Origin of the sequence: Flavobacterium sp. AJR (assembly GCF_002156885.1) — a bacterium.
Lineage (GTDB): Bacteria > Bacteroidota > Bacteroidia > Flavobacteriales > Flavobacteriaceae > Flavobacterium.
In genome coordinates this window covers 1-17,303 of the sequence record NZ_NCWQ01000029.1, presented here as the reverse complement: position 1 = coordinate 17,303, position 17,303 = coordinate 1, and the positions used below count along the sequence as shown (strand labels likewise).

15 protein-coding genes and 1 pseudogene are annotated in these 17,303 nt (G+C 32.3%); 4 read left to right on the top strand and 12 right to left on the bottom strand.

Features of this window, described 5'->3' with window-relative positions:
* Nucleotides 1-6: 6 nt before the first annotated feature.
* The 9 genes from traK to B8T70_RS09150 form a co-directional block, all read right to left on the bottom strand.
* Nucleotides 7-615 (bottom strand): conjugative transposon protein TraK, encoded by a 609-nt coding sequence (traK, locus tag B8T70_RS09190; RefSeq protein WP_240474755.1) that lies wholly within the window; start codon nt 613-615, stop codon nt 7-9.
* A 30-nt stretch (nt 616-645) separates the two neighbouring features.
* The gene (gene traJ, locus B8T70_RS09185; protein WP_086894672.1) at nt 646-1,842 is read right to left on the bottom strand and encodes a conjugative transposon protein TraJ; all 1,197 of its coding nucleotides are present in this window, start codon (nt 1,840-1,842) and stop codon (nt 646-648) included.
* A gap of 16 nt (nt 1,843-1,858) precedes the next feature.
* Nucleotides 1,859-2,488, bottom strand: coding sequence for a hypothetical protein (locus B8T70_RS09180; protein WP_086894671.1), 630 nt, complete (start codon nt 2,486-2,488; stop codon nt 1,859-1,861).
* Complete coding sequence (locus tag B8T70_RS09175; protein WP_086894670.1) at nt 2,485-3,114, bottom strand: hypothetical protein; 630 nt, start codon at nt 3,112-3,114, stop codon at nt 2,485-2,487. Before B8T70_RS09175 ends, B8T70_RS09180 begins: the two co-directional genes overlap by 4 nt.
* A gap of 14 nt (nt 3,115-3,128) precedes the next feature.
* Entirely contained in the window at nt 3,129-3,818 is a 690-nt protein-coding gene (locus B8T70_RS09170; protein WP_039114953.1) for a conjugal transfer protein TraI, read from the bottom strand.
* Between the two features lie 12 nt (nt 3,819-3,830).
* Nucleotides 3,831-6,299 (bottom strand): TraG family conjugative transposon ATPase, encoded by a 2,469-nt coding sequence (locus tag B8T70_RS09165; protein ID WP_086894669.1) that lies wholly within the window; start codon nt 6,297-6,299, stop codon nt 3,831-3,833.
* Nucleotides 6,300-6,342: 43 nt separating this feature from the next.
* Nucleotides 6,343-6,660, bottom strand: coding sequence for a DUF4133 domain-containing protein (locus B8T70_RS09160; protein WP_086894668.1), 318 nt, complete (start codon nt 6,658-6,660; stop codon nt 6,343-6,345).
* A 12-nt stretch (nt 6,661-6,672) separates the two neighbouring features.
* Nucleotides 6,673-7,017 carry a DUF4134 domain-containing protein gene (locus B8T70_RS09155; RefSeq protein ID WP_086894667.1) on the bottom strand — a complete coding sequence of 115 codons (345 nt, stop codon included), beginning with the start codon at nt 7,015-7,017 and terminating at the stop codon, nt 6,673-6,675.
* 137 nt (nt 7,018-7,154) lie between these two features.
* Complete coding sequence (locus tag B8T70_RS09150) at nt 7,155-7,634, bottom strand: hypothetical protein (RefSeq protein ID WP_039114961.1); 480 nt, start codon at nt 7,632-7,634, stop codon at nt 7,155-7,157.
* Nucleotides 7,635-8,057: 423 nt separating this feature from the next.
* On the opposite strand from B8T70_RS09150, the gene B8T70_RS09140 reads away from it, so the two are divergent.
* A complete protein-coding gene (locus B8T70_RS09140) occupies nt 8,058-9,230 on the top strand; it encodes a hypothetical protein (protein ID WP_165763200.1) in 1,173 nt (390 codons plus the stop codon).
* Nucleotides 9,231-9,321: 91 nt separating this feature from the next.
* Here the strand turns inward: B8T70_RS09140 and B8T70_RS09135 are convergent, their stop codons facing one another.
* From B8T70_RS09135 to B8T70_RS09125, 3 genes are all read right to left on the bottom strand, one after another.
* Nucleotides 9,322-10,002, bottom strand: a complete 681-nt coding sequence (locus tag B8T70_RS09135) for a hypothetical protein (RefSeq protein WP_039114965.1) — start codon at nt 10,000-10,002, stop codon at nt 9,322-9,324.
* A gap of 104 nt (nt 10,003-10,106) precedes the next feature.
* On the bottom strand, nt 10,107-10,976 hold the full coding sequence (locus B8T70_RS09130) for an AraC family transcriptional regulator (RefSeq protein ID WP_086894665.1): 870 nt from the start codon (nt 10,974-10,976) through the stop codon (nt 10,107-10,109).
* Between the two features lie 119 nt (nt 10,977-11,095).
* A complete protein-coding gene (locus B8T70_RS09125; protein WP_039114968.1) occupies nt 11,096-11,809 on the bottom strand; it encodes a hypothetical protein in 714 nt (237 codons plus the stop codon).
* A gap of 344 nt (nt 11,810-12,153) precedes the next feature.
* Between B8T70_RS09125 and B8T70_RS09120 the strand changes: the two genes are divergently transcribed.
* The 3 genes and pseudogenes from B8T70_RS09120 to B8T70_RS09095 all read left to right on the top strand — a co-directional run.
* A complete protein-coding gene (locus B8T70_RS09120) occupies nt 12,154-13,833 on the top strand; it encodes an AraC family transcriptional regulator (protein ID WP_039115162.1) in 1,680 nt (559 codons plus the stop codon).
* 71 nt (nt 13,834-13,904) lie between these two features.
* The gene (locus tag B8T70_RS09115) at nt 13,905-14,081 is read left to right on the top strand and encodes a histone H1 (protein ID WP_039114970.1); all 177 of its coding nucleotides are present in this window, start codon (nt 13,905-13,907) and stop codon (nt 14,079-14,081) included.
* A 2,218-nt stretch (nt 14,082-16,299) separates the two neighbouring features.
* Nucleotides 16,300-17,303, top strand: a pseudogene (locus tag B8T70_RS09095) (hypothetical protein); the annotation flags it as partial.

Here is a 17,303-nt window from a genome sequence, read left to right as displayed (position 1 = left end):
AGTTTATTATTTTCTGTTTTCAGTACTTAAATCCCGATTCTCAATCGTATTCCAACGCTCGATCAAAAAGCCATGCGGGTTATTATCACTTCGCGATACATTACGAAGATTACCTTCAGTAATCAGACTTCGATAAGCAATGCTGGTAGTACGTATAATGTTTTGGGTAGCATAACATCGAAATTTATAGGGATATTTATTGATGTCTATTGTTATACTATCAACTTTTATCGTTTGACTGACATTGCCTGATATGATACCTGAGTAATAACCATTCTCTTTTAAATCATCATAGATTCGTTTTGCACTCTCGTCAGCCAGATAAAGCGCCTTGGTAACATTACTTTTGATTACTTTATCATCGGGGTCAAGAGTAAAAAAGAATTGATGGAATGTCTTTACATGGTCCCGTGCTTCGATGGGTATGTTGTCTTTCCGGTCAGAAGCATAAGCTTCCAATGCTTTGCCATTAGCCAATATGTAAACCTTATTTTGCATTTGTGACACTAGGCTGAAACTCTTGTAAAGCGAAAAACAACTAATTAAAATACAACCAATAATTACCAGCATCGTAAAACCTCGAACATGTCGAAAGGCAGTGTCAATATTTTTCATTTTACTAAACATGATACTTTTATTTAGAGATTAGGAATTGCCTTTTAATTTATTCCCCATGTAGCTTTCCTTATCTTTAAAATAAGGAGATGTATTACCAGAACTTGACATACTTTGGGATATTCGTCCAGCGGCATTGCCCATTGCATCTGCTGCCATACCAGCTCCTTGGGAAACTGTACCAATCGCGGAACTAGTAGAGTTACTAAAGATGCTAGTTACTTTTTGTCCCAATGCACCACCACCGCCTGCATGAACAATATAGTTAGCAATAGAGGGAACGGTAAAATAGCCCACAATCCCAATAATCATAAATACTAAATAAGCAGCATCGGTACTGCTAAAAAAAGTATCCCCCTCTTCATTGACTTGCCCAATATCGATTTTTATCATATTCTCTTGAATCTTACCTATAATACTGCCGAATATATTGGCGACAGGAAGCCATAAATAAATATTGATATAGCGCGCCAACCAAACTGTAAGAGTATGTTGGAAACCATCGAAAACTGATATTCCAAAAACCAACGGACCTAGAATAGACAGTACCACCAATTGAAACGTTCGTAGTGTATCGATGCAAAGCGAAGCAGCTTCAAATAATACCCGAAGTACTTCGCTCATCCATTCTTTAACAGAATGTTTGAAATTATAAGAAGCTTTAGACATGGCAAATTTGACATCATTTCCAATACCACTAAGCATTCCTTCTTTTGTAGGATCCTCAGTAGGATGAGTATATTTGTACCATTCTGCTCGATTGCCTTCTCCTGTTGAACCCACATACATTTTCCAGGGATCAGTTCCCTTGAGTGCTTCTTCTTTTTCTTTGAGTAATCGTTCAATAGCTTTGTTTGATCCTTCCACCATTGCAGCAGTTGCCGTTACAGTAGGTTTCATCACTCCATTAATCATATACAATACCGAAGGGAAAATCATTATACAAAATCCAATCACAAAAGGACGAAAGAGCGGATAAAAGTCTATAGGTTCTGCGCTGGCTATATGTCTCCAAACTCTAGAGGAGATATACCAAATAGCGGCAAAACCAGCAAGTCCTTGTCCTACTCCCAGTAGGTTATTGCATAAAGGCATCATCTCATCATACAACTTATCTAATACGCTATGCAGGCTGTTCATATCGTCTGCGATTCCCTGTGCCTGGCTAACAAAAGGCAACAAAAAACCTAGCGAAACAAATAATGCTCCCTTATTTATCTTTATCATAACAATGAATATTTAGTTATTTATTATACATGCTGCGCATTGTATTTACATCATTACGCTCCTTAGCACGTTGCAAAGCCAGTACTAAAGTATTGTTATTGAAGTTTCTGAGAAACATAAGCTTGTCCTGCATATCTGCATATATTTTGTCAATGGATGCTAATCGTTCGTCATCTGACATTCGCATTTTATTAGCAGTAATGACCGAGGTTAGTTCATCGAGATTCCTAAGGCTTTGTTTGAATAAGTTATCATATACTCTTTCTAAGTAAGCAATTTCCTCAGCATTGAAATTTTCACTGTCTCTAAAGCGACCAAAGGCGGACTTATATTCTTTTACCAACTGCATCTGATAATTGACTATATCGCCAATACGCCTGTAATTTCTGACTGTGGGGCTGACTTGCATAAGCGCATCAAGAAATGTTTCATGCAGACTGAAATTACCTTTGGATAAATCTTTAACTGTATTGTAACCACCGCTGAGCATTTCATACCCCTTCTTCATATCCTTAAGAATCTGCTTGAATTGGCTCAACTTTTCTATGTTTAAAATCAATTGCTGGATCTCCTGTTTTTGAGCTGCGATTTTGGAAGGGAGCAGTAAAACAATACATACAATTCCTATAATCAGTATTTTTTTCATGGTGAAATAGTTTTAAAACCGCCTATTGAGCGGCTGGTTTTCACATCTTTCAATTCCATTGCCTTTGATATAGCCATCAGTTTAGTTTGATTACCGAAGCTTTCGCAAAAGGTATAGCTATCAAGCATGTTCTGGTAAACTATATCAATTCGTTTGATCCGCTCGTCATCTTTCAACTCTAATTTTCCGTCTAAAACAATTGTCAATAGTTCATCCATATTAGTATCACAATTTTCAATCAACCTCTCAAATACTCTTTTGATATAATCAACTTCATCTCCGTGAAATAAATCATCCTGCTGGATTTGCTCGTACAAGCTTTTGTAACTTTTTATGATTTTTATCTGAAGTGCTATAATTTCAGTAACCCTTGTATACTTTTTTATCTTTGGGCTGACCTGCTTGAGTGAAGTGAGATAATCACGATGAAGATTAAATTCTCCACGTTTGAAATCGTTTATAGTACTTAGTCCTTTTTGCGCTACCAAATAGCCTTTCTTAGCATATCCGATATACATTTGAAGGGCTGCGATTTGCTGTAGAAGCATCTTTTGTTGCTTTGCCTGTGCGTGAAGATTTCCATTTATGAATCCCACGAAGGCTAACAGTAAAAATATTTTTTTCATGGTTTTTTGATTTATTACGGAATTCCGTAAAATTTCTTGAGCGATTTGACATCATGCTGTGTTTTGGCTCTTTGAAGACTGAGCATTATATTCTGTCTATTAAAGAGCGTCAGGTCATCATAATTGGCATCGATTTGATCAGCTGCAGCATTAATTATTTCTATTCTCTTGGCATCACTCATCTGGGTAGTAAAAGAATCAAGGACTAAAAATATTTGGTCTATATTTTTTAGACTTTCATTCAATATCCCAGAATATACGCTGTGCATGTAATCCAATTCGCTTGCATTAAAATGAGCATCCCTTTGAAATAGGTTCCACGCCCTTTCATATTCATCAACCAACCGAACCTGTTTTTTGCTAACATCTTTGATGCGTTGGTAATAGGTAATAATTGATTTGACTTTTGCTAATTCCTCATAATAATCCTTGTAAAGATCCTTTTGTTTTTGTGTCCAATCAGAAATCTCATCCAACTTCAATTTGGATAAAATATTCTCTATTTTTTTCTGGGCATTCTGTAACCAGATTGTTTTGTTCTGTAGTTTCTGTATTCTAAGATCTATAGCCTTAATTACCTTTTTCGCAACTGCTTTAACCATCTCTAAAATTGGTATTGCTGCAACCTTTTCTCCTGGATATGCAGGAACACTTACCAGTAAAAAGCACAACAGGCAAATTGTAATTTTCTTTTTTGCTTTCATAATCAATCTAATTTAATTTCCATTTCTCAAATCAATAGCAAGTGCAGCAATACCTTTTCTGATATCACCATCAAATTTCTTGGCATAAGCCTGCGCTTTTACTTTTTCAGTTTCTTCGGTGGTATAGGCTAAATACTCTTCCAGAGATACCTCTGTGCGATATACTTTTGATTGCATTCCTCCGAGTGAGATAAACACTTCCTTATACTTTTTATCAGGGTCATTGGCTTTATTTACCGAGAGAACGAGTGCTTTTTCTTTTTCAGTAAGTCCAAGCAGTTCTTGTATTTGCTCAAATTTGTTTTGATATTTACTCTGATCCAATAGTATCTTACAATCACTGTTATTGATAATGGCTTGTTTGACTACTGGTGAGGAAATAATATCTTCTACTTCCTGAGTGACTACAATGGCTTCGCCATAGAATTTACGCACGGTCTTGAATAGGTATTTAATGTATTCCGCCATCCCTTCTTTAGCTATAGCTTTCCATGCTTCCTCAATAAGTATCATTTTTCGAATCCCTTTTAGTTTACGCATCTTACTAATGAATACTTCCATAATGATGATGGTTACCACAGGAAAGAGTATTGGATGGTCTTTGATATTATCGAGTTCAAAGACAATAAATCGTTCTTTTAATAGATCCAGGTTTTCGGTGGCATTGAGCAAATAATCAAATTCACCTCCTTTATAGTAAGGACGAAGCACATACAGGAAATTGTTCACGTCGAAATCCTTTTCCTTCACCTTATCACCTTCCAATATGCCTACAAAATCCTTTTTTAGAAATTCGTAAAAGCTATCAAAACAAGGAAACAAATCAGAATTACTTTCTAGCTTTTCATAGTACAATTGCAACGCATTGGACAGTGCTACATATTCACTTCGATTGAAAGTTTCGTTATCCTTTTTCCATAAAGCCAATAACAATGTTTTAATACTTTCTTTTTTCTCGGTATCTAGTGTATCTCCCTCACTGATATAAAATGGATTGAATCGAATTGGGTTCTTTTCATCATATGTGAAATAATATCCGCCCACCATATCGCATAATCCTTTGTAGCTGTGTCCCACATCAACAAGTACAACATGTGTTCCTTGCTCATAGTAGCTCCTAACCATATGGTTCGTAAAAAAAGACTTTCCGCTTCCTGATGGTCCTAATATAAATTTGTTTCTATTAGTACAAATTCCCAACTTAACAGGTTCGTCACTGATATCCACATGAACAGGTTTTCCCGTCAAACGATCTCCTAGTCTAATACCTATTGGACTAAGAGAAGAACGATAGCCAGTCTCTAGATTCAAAAAACAAGTCGCTTGTTCAGTGAACGTGTCGAAGGTGTCGTTCATAGGAAAGTCTGCTGCATTTCCAGGAATACCTGCCCAAAATATTTGCGCCGCTCCCACGGTTTCTTGCTTAGCAGTGGCATCCATCTGTGCCAGTGCTGAAGAAACTTTATTCTTCAAGTCTTTTAGTTCTTCTTTTTTGTCTGTCCAAATCATTACGTTAAAATGGGCTTTGACAGGTAAACGCTGCTGACTAATAGCTTCATTAAGAAAATCATTGGTAGCATCACGCGCAATAAGGTTCTCTCTGCTATAAGCTGATAAGGATTGCAACCGTAGTCTTTTGCTCTCTAATTTTTGCAAGGTTTTCTGAAAATCCTCTATAAAAATATACTGGTTATAAATATGATTACAGGATAACAATTGTCCAAGTGTTGAAGCAAATCCGATACTAAACTTGGTTTTGTCAGTGGAGTATCGATCATAATTAATTCGAGAACCACATAGAGCAGGCAGGTCAGCGGCATCGCCTAAAGTATAGATTTGGCAATGTTTATCACCCACCTGCAAACCATCATTGAAAGCAATATCCTTATAAACAAATGAGTTTGCTGCATCAGAAAGGAAACAATACTTTTCTATAATCCCAATTTTTCTGCTGTGGCTTCGTAGATCGTCATTACCCAGACGAGTTAGTTTGACAAAACCACTGTCTTCCAATATGCGTTTAAATTGTCCGGTGCTATCTATAAATTCCTGACGTAATTGTGATTTTAATGTTTCTACTGGAACGATAGAGGTTCTTAGTAAATTAGAAAATAAAGAACTGGATGTTTTCCTTCCTGCTGGTTTCTTGGTCAGGAAAATATAACACGAATGATCCAGAAATGGACGCTCATTAAAAAAACGATCACTGCTTCGGGTCAGGAAACTAGAATCTTCACTTGTGAAATCCGGCTCAAACTTACTGTCTATAAACCAATCCTGTTTGTGGAACACACTAAACTTGGGAAGCAACTTTATGGCTTTGAGCCATGCCTGATGGAATGCCTCATATTCCTGATCCGACAACGTAAATATCTCAGGTAATTCTGCTTTGAATACGACTGTCACATCTCCTTGTTTAGAAAGAATGCAATCGTGTTCTACATCCATAATCGGTAAAATATCATCTATCATCTTTTCCATCTTCTTCTTTTTTACCTACCAGTCCTTTACTTTGAAATAAATCTCATTTTCGCATCATAAATATCTTTCTACTCTGAGATTTTACAGCTTTAGGAATCTGTCGTTTCGCTAAGGCTTTCATCATTCCATGTTCTCCGTATTTATGGCTCATCTTATATATTTTCAAAACCCATAATGTTCCCGAAATACTAATTATTCCTATACAAATAAAGGATGGCAAACCTGCTATGTACAATATGGCAAACAGTATCATCAAAGCAATGACTCCCCCACCCAGATACCAGATGTATTGCGCTTTTAACCCCTTAAATTCTATACTTTGGTTAATTCCCTTGTTTATTTGATAGACACTATTTGACATGATGCAATACGATTAAATTCCAAAGAACGATTTGATTACCGTTGCTACTACTACTAGAAACACGCAGCTTCCAAACCATGCGGCTGCCACTTTACCAGTATCAGGATCTCCTGCATTCCACTTTTGATACACCTTCACCGCTCCTATAAGCCCTAATATTGCTCCAACGGCGTACATGAGTTCAGTTCCTGCATCAAAATAACTTCGTACTTGTTGGTTGGCTTCATTGATTCCTGCAAGTCCATCCTGGGCGTAAACTTCATAGCTAATTACCATAAAGATTTGCACTAGAAGCGTACAGAAAACAGATGTTTTTTGCCCAATAAACTTTCTCAAATTCCAGTTCCATTTTTTCATCTCTCATTATTTTTGAAGTTTAAAAATTCTGATAAAACGGAGGAGATTGCCGTTGTCACAACTCCACTTTCATGTCACATAAGCCATACCGCACCGGGACGGACAAGGGTATTTCCTCCGCTATGTTGTTTAATTTTTCAATTCCATAACTCTTCAACTTCTGCCTGAGTAATAGCCATAGCATCTAGTGTTTGGCATTCTGTTACAATAAATTCACTCACAGAAGAGCGAAACGCAGAATCTTTTACAGCAGGATATTGCTTAAAAAATAATTGGATGTAGTCCAATACTTCTTGTTTGGCTAGTTTTCTTTTTCTAGCATCTGTGATAAAGTTTTTTAACTGTTCTACAAGAGTATCAACGATCTGAAACGTAGCGTCAAATTCACCAAATGAAGATTGGTCTAAATTTCTTTCAGGTGGATCCTGATAATTTAATTCCGATTGGAAGTCTCCGTAATTTGGATCTCCTAATCTGCGGAATTGAAGTTTCCGCTTTCCAGATATCATTTCTTTGAGGTCATCAAAATAAAATCGAAATCCAACAAATAAATACCAACTTACCAATAGCAGCATAACTACAACTATGTAATTACCCCATGAAATGTTTGTAAACATACCTTCTTCATTTTATCGTTCTACATTAGTTTCTCACAATCCCAGTAGATGGAATAATTCCAAATCTGGGACTTCATCATTACAGGGCAAAGAAACAATAGACAACCAACTGCTACAAGTCCAGCTTTTTGTTGTACCCCAGTTGTACCCCGCTGTACCCTCAACAAAATCAAGAAAAAAAATGCAGAAAAATGTAGAAAAAAATAAAATAGCTCTATAAGAGGACGCTGAAAGTAATCTCTTTTAGATAAAAACACATTTAAAGGAGAAATGAAAAATATCCGTTAGTAGCTCGGCAATATAGCAAAACTATGTATTTATTTCTTGTAGAGATTCTTAGTCCCTTCTTAATACTTAATTATTTAAAGAATTGATATTTAAAATGTATTCTTTATATTTGAGAGTAATTCCTTAAAACAAAACATGGATAAAAAATTAAACCACTTCTTCATAAAGTCTATTGTTGTACTATTATTTATCCACTTGGGCTATTTTTTATACGGTTATTTTAAGTTTGGAGGAATTCAAAGTATCGATATTTATACCGAATTTTATAGGTTTAAGTTTTATGACGATGTATCTATTTCTCACTTCTTTATAAGCGGATTGTTTTTACTTTTCTTCCTAATATTTTTACTGAAAAATCATACGAAACAAAATTATTCTTTTGGTAATTTGCTTAAAATTGGTGGTGTGTTACTATTGATTTCTTTTTTGAGTTTTTCTTTTTTTGTAAGCTATAGTTTTGGATTAAATGCAAAACTAAAATCCGAATTGTCTGAAACAAAATTGAACAAAGACAAAACTCTATTGAATGTCTTAAATCCGTTTTTGTATAATTATACTTCTTACAGTTCAGAGAAATTATTCAATCCGGTCAACATATTATATCCCAAACCCTATCCAGTTATTGAAGTTGTAGATAGCACTTTGGTTTCGGATCAATATTTTAGTGTTGCATATAAATACTATAGTATTGATACTTTGAAAGTACTGACCACAGATTTAAATAAAGTTTCTGCAGCAACTAATACTATTTTGGATAGTTTTGGTTTTGGTAAAAAAGAACTTCTAGAGCGAATAATTAAAAAGAATGTCATAAAAGATAGTACCCAAATTATCTATAAAGGCAGAGAAGTTGACCCGAGATATGATGGCGATATTTGCATATTTATAGAAAATAATTCTTTATACATGCCTGTAAAAGGAATTCCGATAGAGAAACAGCAATATGATGCTGCAGTAAAACGATATAAGCTGATTTATAAATACAAACAAGATTCGCTAGTATCTAATTTTCAGAAGTTGGATACATTACTTAAAAAGTATAAGATTGAGACTCATATCGTTCCTAAAAAGCTTGTCAAAGATATTTACTATTATAAAGATCATAATAATGAACTACTTAACGGTATCAATAATAACTTTGACAGAAAGGCTTTAGAAGAAAAATTTACGACTTTAGAACGATTATTTTATGAACCAAATTATCTTCATCCATCAATTATTGCATTTTTTTTTATCGTTGTTTTAGCGGCTTGGTTCATTGGTTTTTTAATATATATTTTGGTTAATTATAAAAGGAGAACCATCTAAAAAAATATCAAATTTATTTTTCAATCAGTCCAGTTTTAAAAATGGAAAATAAAGTGGCATTTTTTTTATATTTTATATTATCTGTATATAGCTAATATTCTTTAATCTGTTTAATCATTCGTTCCAATGTTTCAATTGCTATCTCCTTATCTCTTTCTTCGGCTACGTATGCTTTGCTTCGCATCGCATCATAAGAAAGATTTACTTTATTTGGAGTGGACAGAAATGGAACAATTGTTTTAAATAAATGATTCATTGATTTTGAAATAAGAATTTTCAATTCATCAGATGCCCTGAGTATTAACGCCGTCTGATCTGTTGAAAGTTTACATAAAACTTTATTAGAAGGGGTATTCATTTTAGTGGGGCCATCGTACTTCCTTTTAATAATTTCAAAGTTGCTATCTAAATAGTTTGCAAATCTTGATTCTATAAAAGTTATTAATTCATCTAAACAAGAAATTAAGCTTGCTGTAACTTCTTTCAGATTGTCTCTATGCAATTCATTACTATTATTTATTTCTGTGATTTTATCCAAAAGAAATAATAATGATGAATAATAATTTCCAACTAGAATCTTAATTTGTTTCTCGTTAGTAAGCGAAAAAACCTGCACAGTAAATTGTGACTGAATCAAAAATGTTTGCTGGGTCGCTTTCTTAATAATCGCTCGTGATTGAATTTGAGTAATCATAGTAAGATCCGTTTTATTAGGATTAAGGGTTGATGTAACCGTTAAATCCATCCATTCTAAAAGATAGGCTTGAGTCATTTTTTTTACTTTTACTTAGTAAATATTTCTCTCGACTTGTAATCGACAGTACTCTAAATCAATACTTATAGAACATTCTTAACCCAGTCAAATCATATTTATATTCAATGGGGATTTAATTGTGACCGATATTCGGAGGGTGACAGGGAAGTGTGTCTTTTAAAAAATGTACTAAAAGAAGAATAATTGTTGAATTCTAATTCATCCGCGATATTGAAAATCGTTATTTGTGAATTTTTCAATAATATTTTTGCTTCAATAAGCAATCCTTCACAGATGAGATCTTTAGCCGTTTTGTCCGTAATTTGTTTTACTATTTTATTTAAATATCCTGGGGTAATACAAAGGGCATCTGCAAAAAACTGCACACTGTGTCTTTCTTTGCTATGTAATACAATATAATTTATAAATTGCGCTACAAGTAGTTCTTTCCGAGTCATACCAAGCGCTCCATTATCACGGTACTTACTATAAATGATTTTAATCTCACACAAAAACTGATTAAAAGAGTGTTTCATTAACTCATTATTATAAATGGAATAGGTTATGTTTCTGTTTTTAAGATCTACTAGTTTAAAAAGCTGTAGGACTAGTTTAAAATCGGTAGTGTTAAGTGTAATTCCAGGATAATTTTTACTATTAAAAGAAGAGGAGAAAGAAGCTCGTTCCGTAATCATGATGCATACTTGTAATAGTTCGTTTCTGTCTATTATATTACAAAACGTATTCTTAGGTATGTAAACTAAATCATGTGCACTCAGTAGTTGAAGTTTATTATTTAGTTGAAGTTTTAAATTTCCTGACCGAATTAAAAGCAAGGTGAAATTTGATGTTTTGAAAGATCTGTTTATCTCCCAAGCATCATACCCCTTGACAAAAGAAACAAACAGTCCTTTCTTATCGAATTCAAAACTATTATTGATAAAATCTTTAATCATATGTGATAAGTCTAAATGATATAATAAAATCCTCATTGAAATTATATTCTATAACCAATACAATAATCATATGTCCGTTCTACGATAAACAATTATCTCATAATAAAGGATGTATTATAATGAGATAATAGTTTTGTGCTTTGTGTTCTGGATTATTAATTAATAACTAGGTTATTTTGTGCAAGACCAATAACAAGTGCCATAATCACAGGAGACAACGAAGGATCAAGTGCACCTATTATACCACCTATATGATTGCCATATGAGCTATCCCAATCTCTGTCTTTTTTCTTTTCATAGTATATCGAATATCTTGCAATGGATGCTGTAGTTAGCATAACTCTTTTGTCTACATTGTTTAATAAATGATTCGATATAATCTCACTTTCATAGGTAGTTATAGATTCATAGATATCGTCGTATGGATTACTTTGTATCATTGCCAAGGAATTCAAGAATATTTTGATCTTTGTTTTAGCTTGAGGGGATAGCACTGAATTCTCTATAATAGTATCCCCATTATTTAGTGGATCACTAAGAATTGTATTAATGATGTTAATTGAAGTTGGCGCACTACAATCCTGAACGATATTAAAGGTATTTGAAAGTCCTATTGATTGTATTTGCACCATGATATCCTCAATTGTTATGCTACCAGAGTTTGCTGCTAAATATATTTCCAGAACCTCATTATGGAGCCTCCCAATACTATCATACGGATTTGCATCATTCTCAGGCCCTTGCAAAATCATTTTTGGCTTTTTAAAATTGACTTTTTTATTAGTTGACAAATCATCTACATTCCCATCGTTAGTACAGGAAATAGCAATAAACGGAAAGATTAAAATTAATAATACTGTATTTTTCATAATTCGTGGTGTGTTAGATATTACCAAACAATTTTAGATTGTCTAATTCATTGCACCCGGGTAAGCAGAACTTTATTTGGTACGATACCAAACTTTTTGCTTTTGAATTCGAAGCAAATCTATAAGCAGAAATTAACTCTTACAAGAGATTACTTAGCGAATTCCATTACTTACACTATGGATTTCCACGAAATCCATACATTATTTCTCACAAACAATACACTATTAATCAATTATTTACATTATTTTTAAAGTCTAAACATCACAATTAATCTCATGATATCTTAATGGGCAATCAAGGAGATTTTTTTCACAAATTAACTTTGCTTATCCCACTATCTATTATGGCTATTACATATATAATCCTATTACTATTTTGGGCAACTCAAGTAGTTGTTGCCCAGAAAAAAAACACTCCTATTCCCGATTCCCTGCTAAACAAAGAATATGTTTATCTGGACGAGCAGATTGATATTTTTAAAAGAAACCCCTCAAAAGCCGCAGTATATATTCATTCTTATTTGGCTAAAGCCAAAACAGAAAAGAATTGGAAGGAGATTGTCTTGGGATATAAAAACTATTTTTTGCTAAAATCTGATGAAAAATATAAATTAGCTTATGCCGATAGTATGATTTATGCAGCCAAGAAATCAAAAGATAATGTACTTATTGGCTCAGCATATCTCTCCAAAGGAATAGTCTATTATAGAGAAAAAGAACATAGTGCCGCCTTAGACAATTACATCATGGCGAATAATTTTATAGCAAAGACTAGCGATACTTACTTGTTTTACAAAGTAAAATACAACATGGCTCTTATTAAATATTATCTAGGTTCATATGATGAAGCTATAGTGTTACTACAGAAATGTGTAGATTATTTTAAGAATAATGATGACCAAGGATATCTTAATTCGCTCCATTCCTTGGGACTAGTAAATAATAGATTGGGGAATTATGGATTATGCAGTGAGATAAATAGTATTGGACTAAAGGAAGGAAAGAAACGTAATGATAGAGAAGCAGAACCTTATTTTATCCACTCAGAAGGTATTAATCAATATGGCAAAAAAAATTATGCCCTAGCAATACAAACTATTCAAAGCGGACTCATTGGTATTCGAAAGAACAAAGATTTTTCTAATGAAAGTGTAGGGAATTATTATATAGGAAAAAGCTATTGGGAATTGCGCAAAACAGATCAGGCGCTGCATTATTTCCGTAAAGTAGATAAGAGCTTTGATGACGAGGGTTACATTCGCCCCGATCTTCGAGAAATGTATGAAGTACTCATAGACTATTATGCTGGAAAGAAAAGTCCAAAAGAAGAGTTATACTATATCAATAAGTTGCTTAAAGTAGATAGTATTTCCAACGGTACCTATAAATACCTAACAGGAAAAATACATAAGGAATATGATACGAAAAAACTGCTTGCAGAAAAGAAGAAACTCGAAAGCTCTTTTAATCGAAGAAAATCTACTGAAATAATTTTTATTTGTGTTATTGGTCTTCTTATTCTTTCCTCTTCTTATTTAACATATAGAAACATCCGAAATAAAAAAAATTTTAGAAAAAAATTTGCTGAACTAATGTTTAAAAGCAAAAACAGTAAAGATGATGTAAGACTAAAAAAGATATCTGCAGGCACATTAAATATAAACCCTGATACTGTAGCTGGAATACTAAAACAATTAGAGAAATTTGAACAAGAGAAGAAATTCTTGGAACAAGATTTGACATTGGTAAAACTTGCAGCAGCTTTTGACTCTAACACCAAGTATCTGTCTCAAATCATTTACCATTATAGAGGTAAAAAGTTTGTAGAATATATCAATGACCTGAAAATTGACTATCTAGTAGAACTCCTAAAAACAAACAGAATTGTACGAAAGTTTAGTAATGCAGCATTGGCTGAAGAAGCCGGTTTTAGCTCAACACAACGCTTTACAAATGCCTTTCAGCAAAGAGTTGAAATCTCTCCTACTTTTTTTATAAAAGAATTAGAAAAGCAACAATTGTAAAATTAATTGCACATGATTTATGTATTAAGAAGAAAAAGAATATTTTTGGGCTCTTAAATTAAAAACATATCATGAAAGATCTAGTATCAAAAATCAATGCAGAATTCGAAACTTTTAAAGCTGAATCTGAATCATTAATCGAAAAAGGTGTGAAAGCTGCTGGACCAAGAGCTCGTAAATCAACTTTAGAAATTGAAAAACTATTAAAAGAGTTTAGAAAAGTTTCTGTGGAAGAATCTAAGAAATAAGTATCTAATGAGTTTTCCTAGGGAAAGTCGATTATTAATCTAAAATTAGTTATATCGGAACAGAATTATTTTTGTTCCGATTTTCATATCGCCCTAATAGAAACCAATTAATTGACATTGTTATTGCTAAACTTGGAATAATAAATAAAAAAATATTTACATCCACAAAATCTGATTTGAGTCCTCCTATATTAAACAAATATAGATATAATAAAAAGTATGAAATCAACAATGAAACTATATACGATTTATATATTTTTTGTTTAAAAAAACGATAATAGAATACTAACATCAAAATAATTGGAAAAATGAAGAAGCTGGGAAAATGATCTAAATATCCCATTAAACCTAGCAAAGGAGAGAAAGCTAGAGTATCCAAAGACTCTTTATAAAAGAAACTTCTTTTCATCGCAAGATTTGAAAGACACACAAAAATAAAATAGTAAACCAATATATGTGAAATCCATAATTTCGCTGTTTTGTTAATTGATGGTTCATTTTTTTTCATAATCAATATTTCTTATCGTCTTTCTACACTACTCTTTTATAGATGCATTTACTTTTTAATGATTGGCAATTATTCCTTTTTTTGATTTTCATACTTTTCAAATAAAAACCAAGTAACAGACAAAGCCACAATTAAACTTGGAACAATGAAAAATAAATTATTGACCTTATGAACTTTGATTCTTGAATTTATTATTGCCGTAAAATATAAGTTCGGACTATGCATATCCAAAAAAATGTAATGCGAAAAATGTGAAAATAATATAGCGATTAAGTATGATTTATAAAATTGATTAAAATAAATGTATTTATATAGTACAAGCATTATGGTAATAGGCAATAGAAAAAACAATGGAAACATGTAAAAGAAACCTAATACTCCTGCGATTGGGTATGCTAATAATACTAATATTGACCATATTGTGAAGTTGTTTCCACATGAATAATAATTTTGTATGGAAAAATGAATAATTGCATATACATAATAATATAGTAATATATGGATAAACCATATTCGAAAAGTACCTGATTTATTTTTTTTCATATTAATTGTCTCTAATTATTTTTTTATACTACTTTTTTAAATAATCATTTACCACATCCTAGTTGCCTTAAAAAAATGGTAATCAATTATTTTTTTTAGATTTTCATACCGCCCAAATAAAAAACAATTAACATACAAAGCCATTACTAAACTTGGTATTGCAAAAAAAAAAGAACATTAATTTCTGGAGCTTCTAATTCTGATAATAATCTAGTAGAAAAATAGTGTTTATGCTCATTTCTACTCCATAATAAAAGATATAATGATAGATGTGAAATTAACAATGAAACCAAATAGGATTTGTGTATTTTTCGTTTAAAACCATAATCATAAAGTAGCAACATTAAAATAATTGGAAAAACAAGAAAAAAAGGTAAACCATCAAAAAAACTAATAAGACCTATAATTGTTGATCGTAAAGACATTATCAAAGCTTCTTTTTCAGAAAAACTCCATTCCATATAATATTACTAACAAGATTATATGTGTTTAAATATGTAAAATAATAAATGGATATGTGAGAAATCTACAATTTAGCTGTTGTGTTAATAAGTGGCTCATTTTTTTGTATAATCTTTTTATTACTTTTAATATTCTTATTTTCAGTAACTTACATTTTTAGCGTGAGTTGTTGTTAAAAAGAAACTTTAATAAGATTTCGTTAAAGAAAACTAAAATACCACTTTAAGGTTCTTTAACATTAAAAAAGCTTTTGTTTATCAATAGTATTAAAGTAGTATAAATGGTTTAAACATCACTTCACCAATTTATAATGATTTTATAAAATATATTGAAAAAACATAAAAGCCTAAAATATATATTGTTGATTAATATTTAGACAAGTAAAGTGTTGTAATTTACATTGTCTTTAATCATCACTCAAAATTGATACTCAGACAAGTAAAGTGTTGTAATTTATATTGTCTTTAGTCATCACCCAAAATTAATACTTAGATTAATTAAACGCCAAAATGGATTCCCTATGGAATATCTGTAGACAATCTGTATTTAGAATTTAGAGAACCTACATATTCTGAATATTATATTTTTTTGAAGAATACCACCTATTACTTTATCTAAAATTTCAAGTTCTTATATTTTTAGAGATAGTCTCTCTATTTCTAGTTTAAATTCAAAATAGATTATTAACCCCCAATAATGAATCTTATGAAGAATAAATTACTCCCCTTGCTTTTTGTCTTAGGTAGTTATTCGGCTTACTCACAGGTAGGTATCGGAACACCATTGCCAAATGCTTCTTCACAGTTAGAAGTTGTTGCTAGTGACAAAGGTATTTTAATCCCAAGAATTAATTTAACAAGTTCTACGGATGCTACCACAATTACAAATGGTAATCAAAACAGTTTATTAGTATTTAATACAGCAAATGTTGCAGACATTAAAGCCGGATACTACTATTGGTATGATAACAAATGGAATAGAATAGTTATTTCTAATGAAGTTGCACCAAGTACAGGAACTGTTATTTATAACCCAACAACTCAGCAATTTACTTATGTTGATGCGTCTGGAGTAACACAAACAGTTGACTTTACTCAAGTAGTAAAATCAAGTGAAACATTAACCACACTTACAAAAGATGCTGCTAATGATGGTAAATATGTTTATAAGAGTGAAGATGCTACAACCACTACAATAGATGTTGTAGGAGATGTAATTAATAATGCTTCAAGTATTGTAAACAATCCAATTTTTACGACCGAACTCGCAAATGTTATCAAGACAGATGAAACATTAACCACATTAACAAAAGATGCTGCTAATGATGGTAAATATCTTTATACGAGTGAAAATGCTACAGGAACTACAATAGATGTTGTGGGTGATGTAATTACAAATTCTTCTACAATTTTAAATAACCCTGCTTTTAAAACCGAAATAACAAATGTTATTAAAGACGAGGAAACAATTACCACGCTTGTTAATAACGGAGGAGGTTCTTATACCTATAATAATGAAGTAGGAACGCCTGTAAATATTGATGTTGTTGGTGATGTAACAACAAACTTTAGTACCATTGCCAATAATCCTGCAGTAACTACGATTATAGAAAATATTGCAACAAAAACAGTAGGTGCAGTAACTTTTGATTCTACAACAAATCAGTTTAGTTATACCGATGCCGCAGGTAATCCGCAAGTGGTGGATAT

Coding starts and splice junctions, on each gene's coding strand:
- traK (WP_240474755.1), bottom strand. CDS start 615: ATGAAAAATATTGACACTGCCTTTCGACATGTTCGAGGTTTTACGATG.
- traJ (WP_086894672.1), bottom strand. CDS start 1,842: ATGATAAAGATAAATAAGGGAGCATTATTTGTTTCGCTAGGTTTTTTG.
- B8T70_RS09180 (WP_086894671.1), bottom strand. CDS start 2,488: ATGAAAAAAATACTGATTATAGGAATTGTATGTATTGTTTTACTGCTC.
- B8T70_RS09175 (WP_086894670.1), bottom strand. CDS start 3,114: ATGAAAAAAATATTTTTACTGTTAGCCTTCGTGGGATTCATAAATGGA.
- B8T70_RS09170 (WP_039114953.1), bottom strand. CDS start 3,818: ATGAAAGCAAAAAAGAAAATTACAATTTGCCTGTTGTGCTTTTTACTG.
- B8T70_RS09165 (WP_086894669.1), bottom strand. CDS start 6,299: ATGGAAAAGATGATAGATGATATTTTACCGATTATGGATGTAGAACAC.
- B8T70_RS09160 (WP_086894668.1), bottom strand. CDS start 6,660: ATGTCAAATAGTGTCTATCAAATAAACAAGGGAATTAACCAAAGTATA.
- B8T70_RS09155 (WP_086894667.1), bottom strand. CDS start 7,017: ATGAAAAAATGGAACTGGAATTTGAGAAAGTTTATTGGGCAAAAAACA.
- B8T70_RS09150 (WP_039114961.1), bottom strand. CDS start 7,634: ATGTTTACAAACATTTCATGGGGTAATTACATAGTTGTAGTTATGCTG.
- B8T70_RS09140 (WP_165763200.1), top strand. CDS start 8,058: ATGGATAAAAAATTAAACCACTTCTTCATAAAGTCTATTGTTGTACTA.
- B8T70_RS09135 (WP_039114965.1), bottom strand. CDS start 10,002: ATGACTCAAGCCTATCTTTTAGAATGGATGGATTTAACGGTTACATCA.
- B8T70_RS09130 (WP_086894665.1), bottom strand. CDS start 10,976: ATGAGGATTTTATTATATCATTTAGACTTATCACATATGATTAAAGAT.
- B8T70_RS09125 (WP_039114968.1), bottom strand. CDS start 11,809: ATGAAAAATACAGTATTATTAATTTTAATCTTTCCGTTTATTGCTATT.
- B8T70_RS09120 (WP_039115162.1), top strand. CDS start 12,154: ATGGCTATTACATATATAATCCTATTACTATTTTGGGCAACTCAAGTA.
- B8T70_RS09115 (WP_039114970.1), top strand. CDS start 13,905: ATGAAAGATCTAGTATCAAAAATCAATGCAGAATTCGAAACTTTTAAA.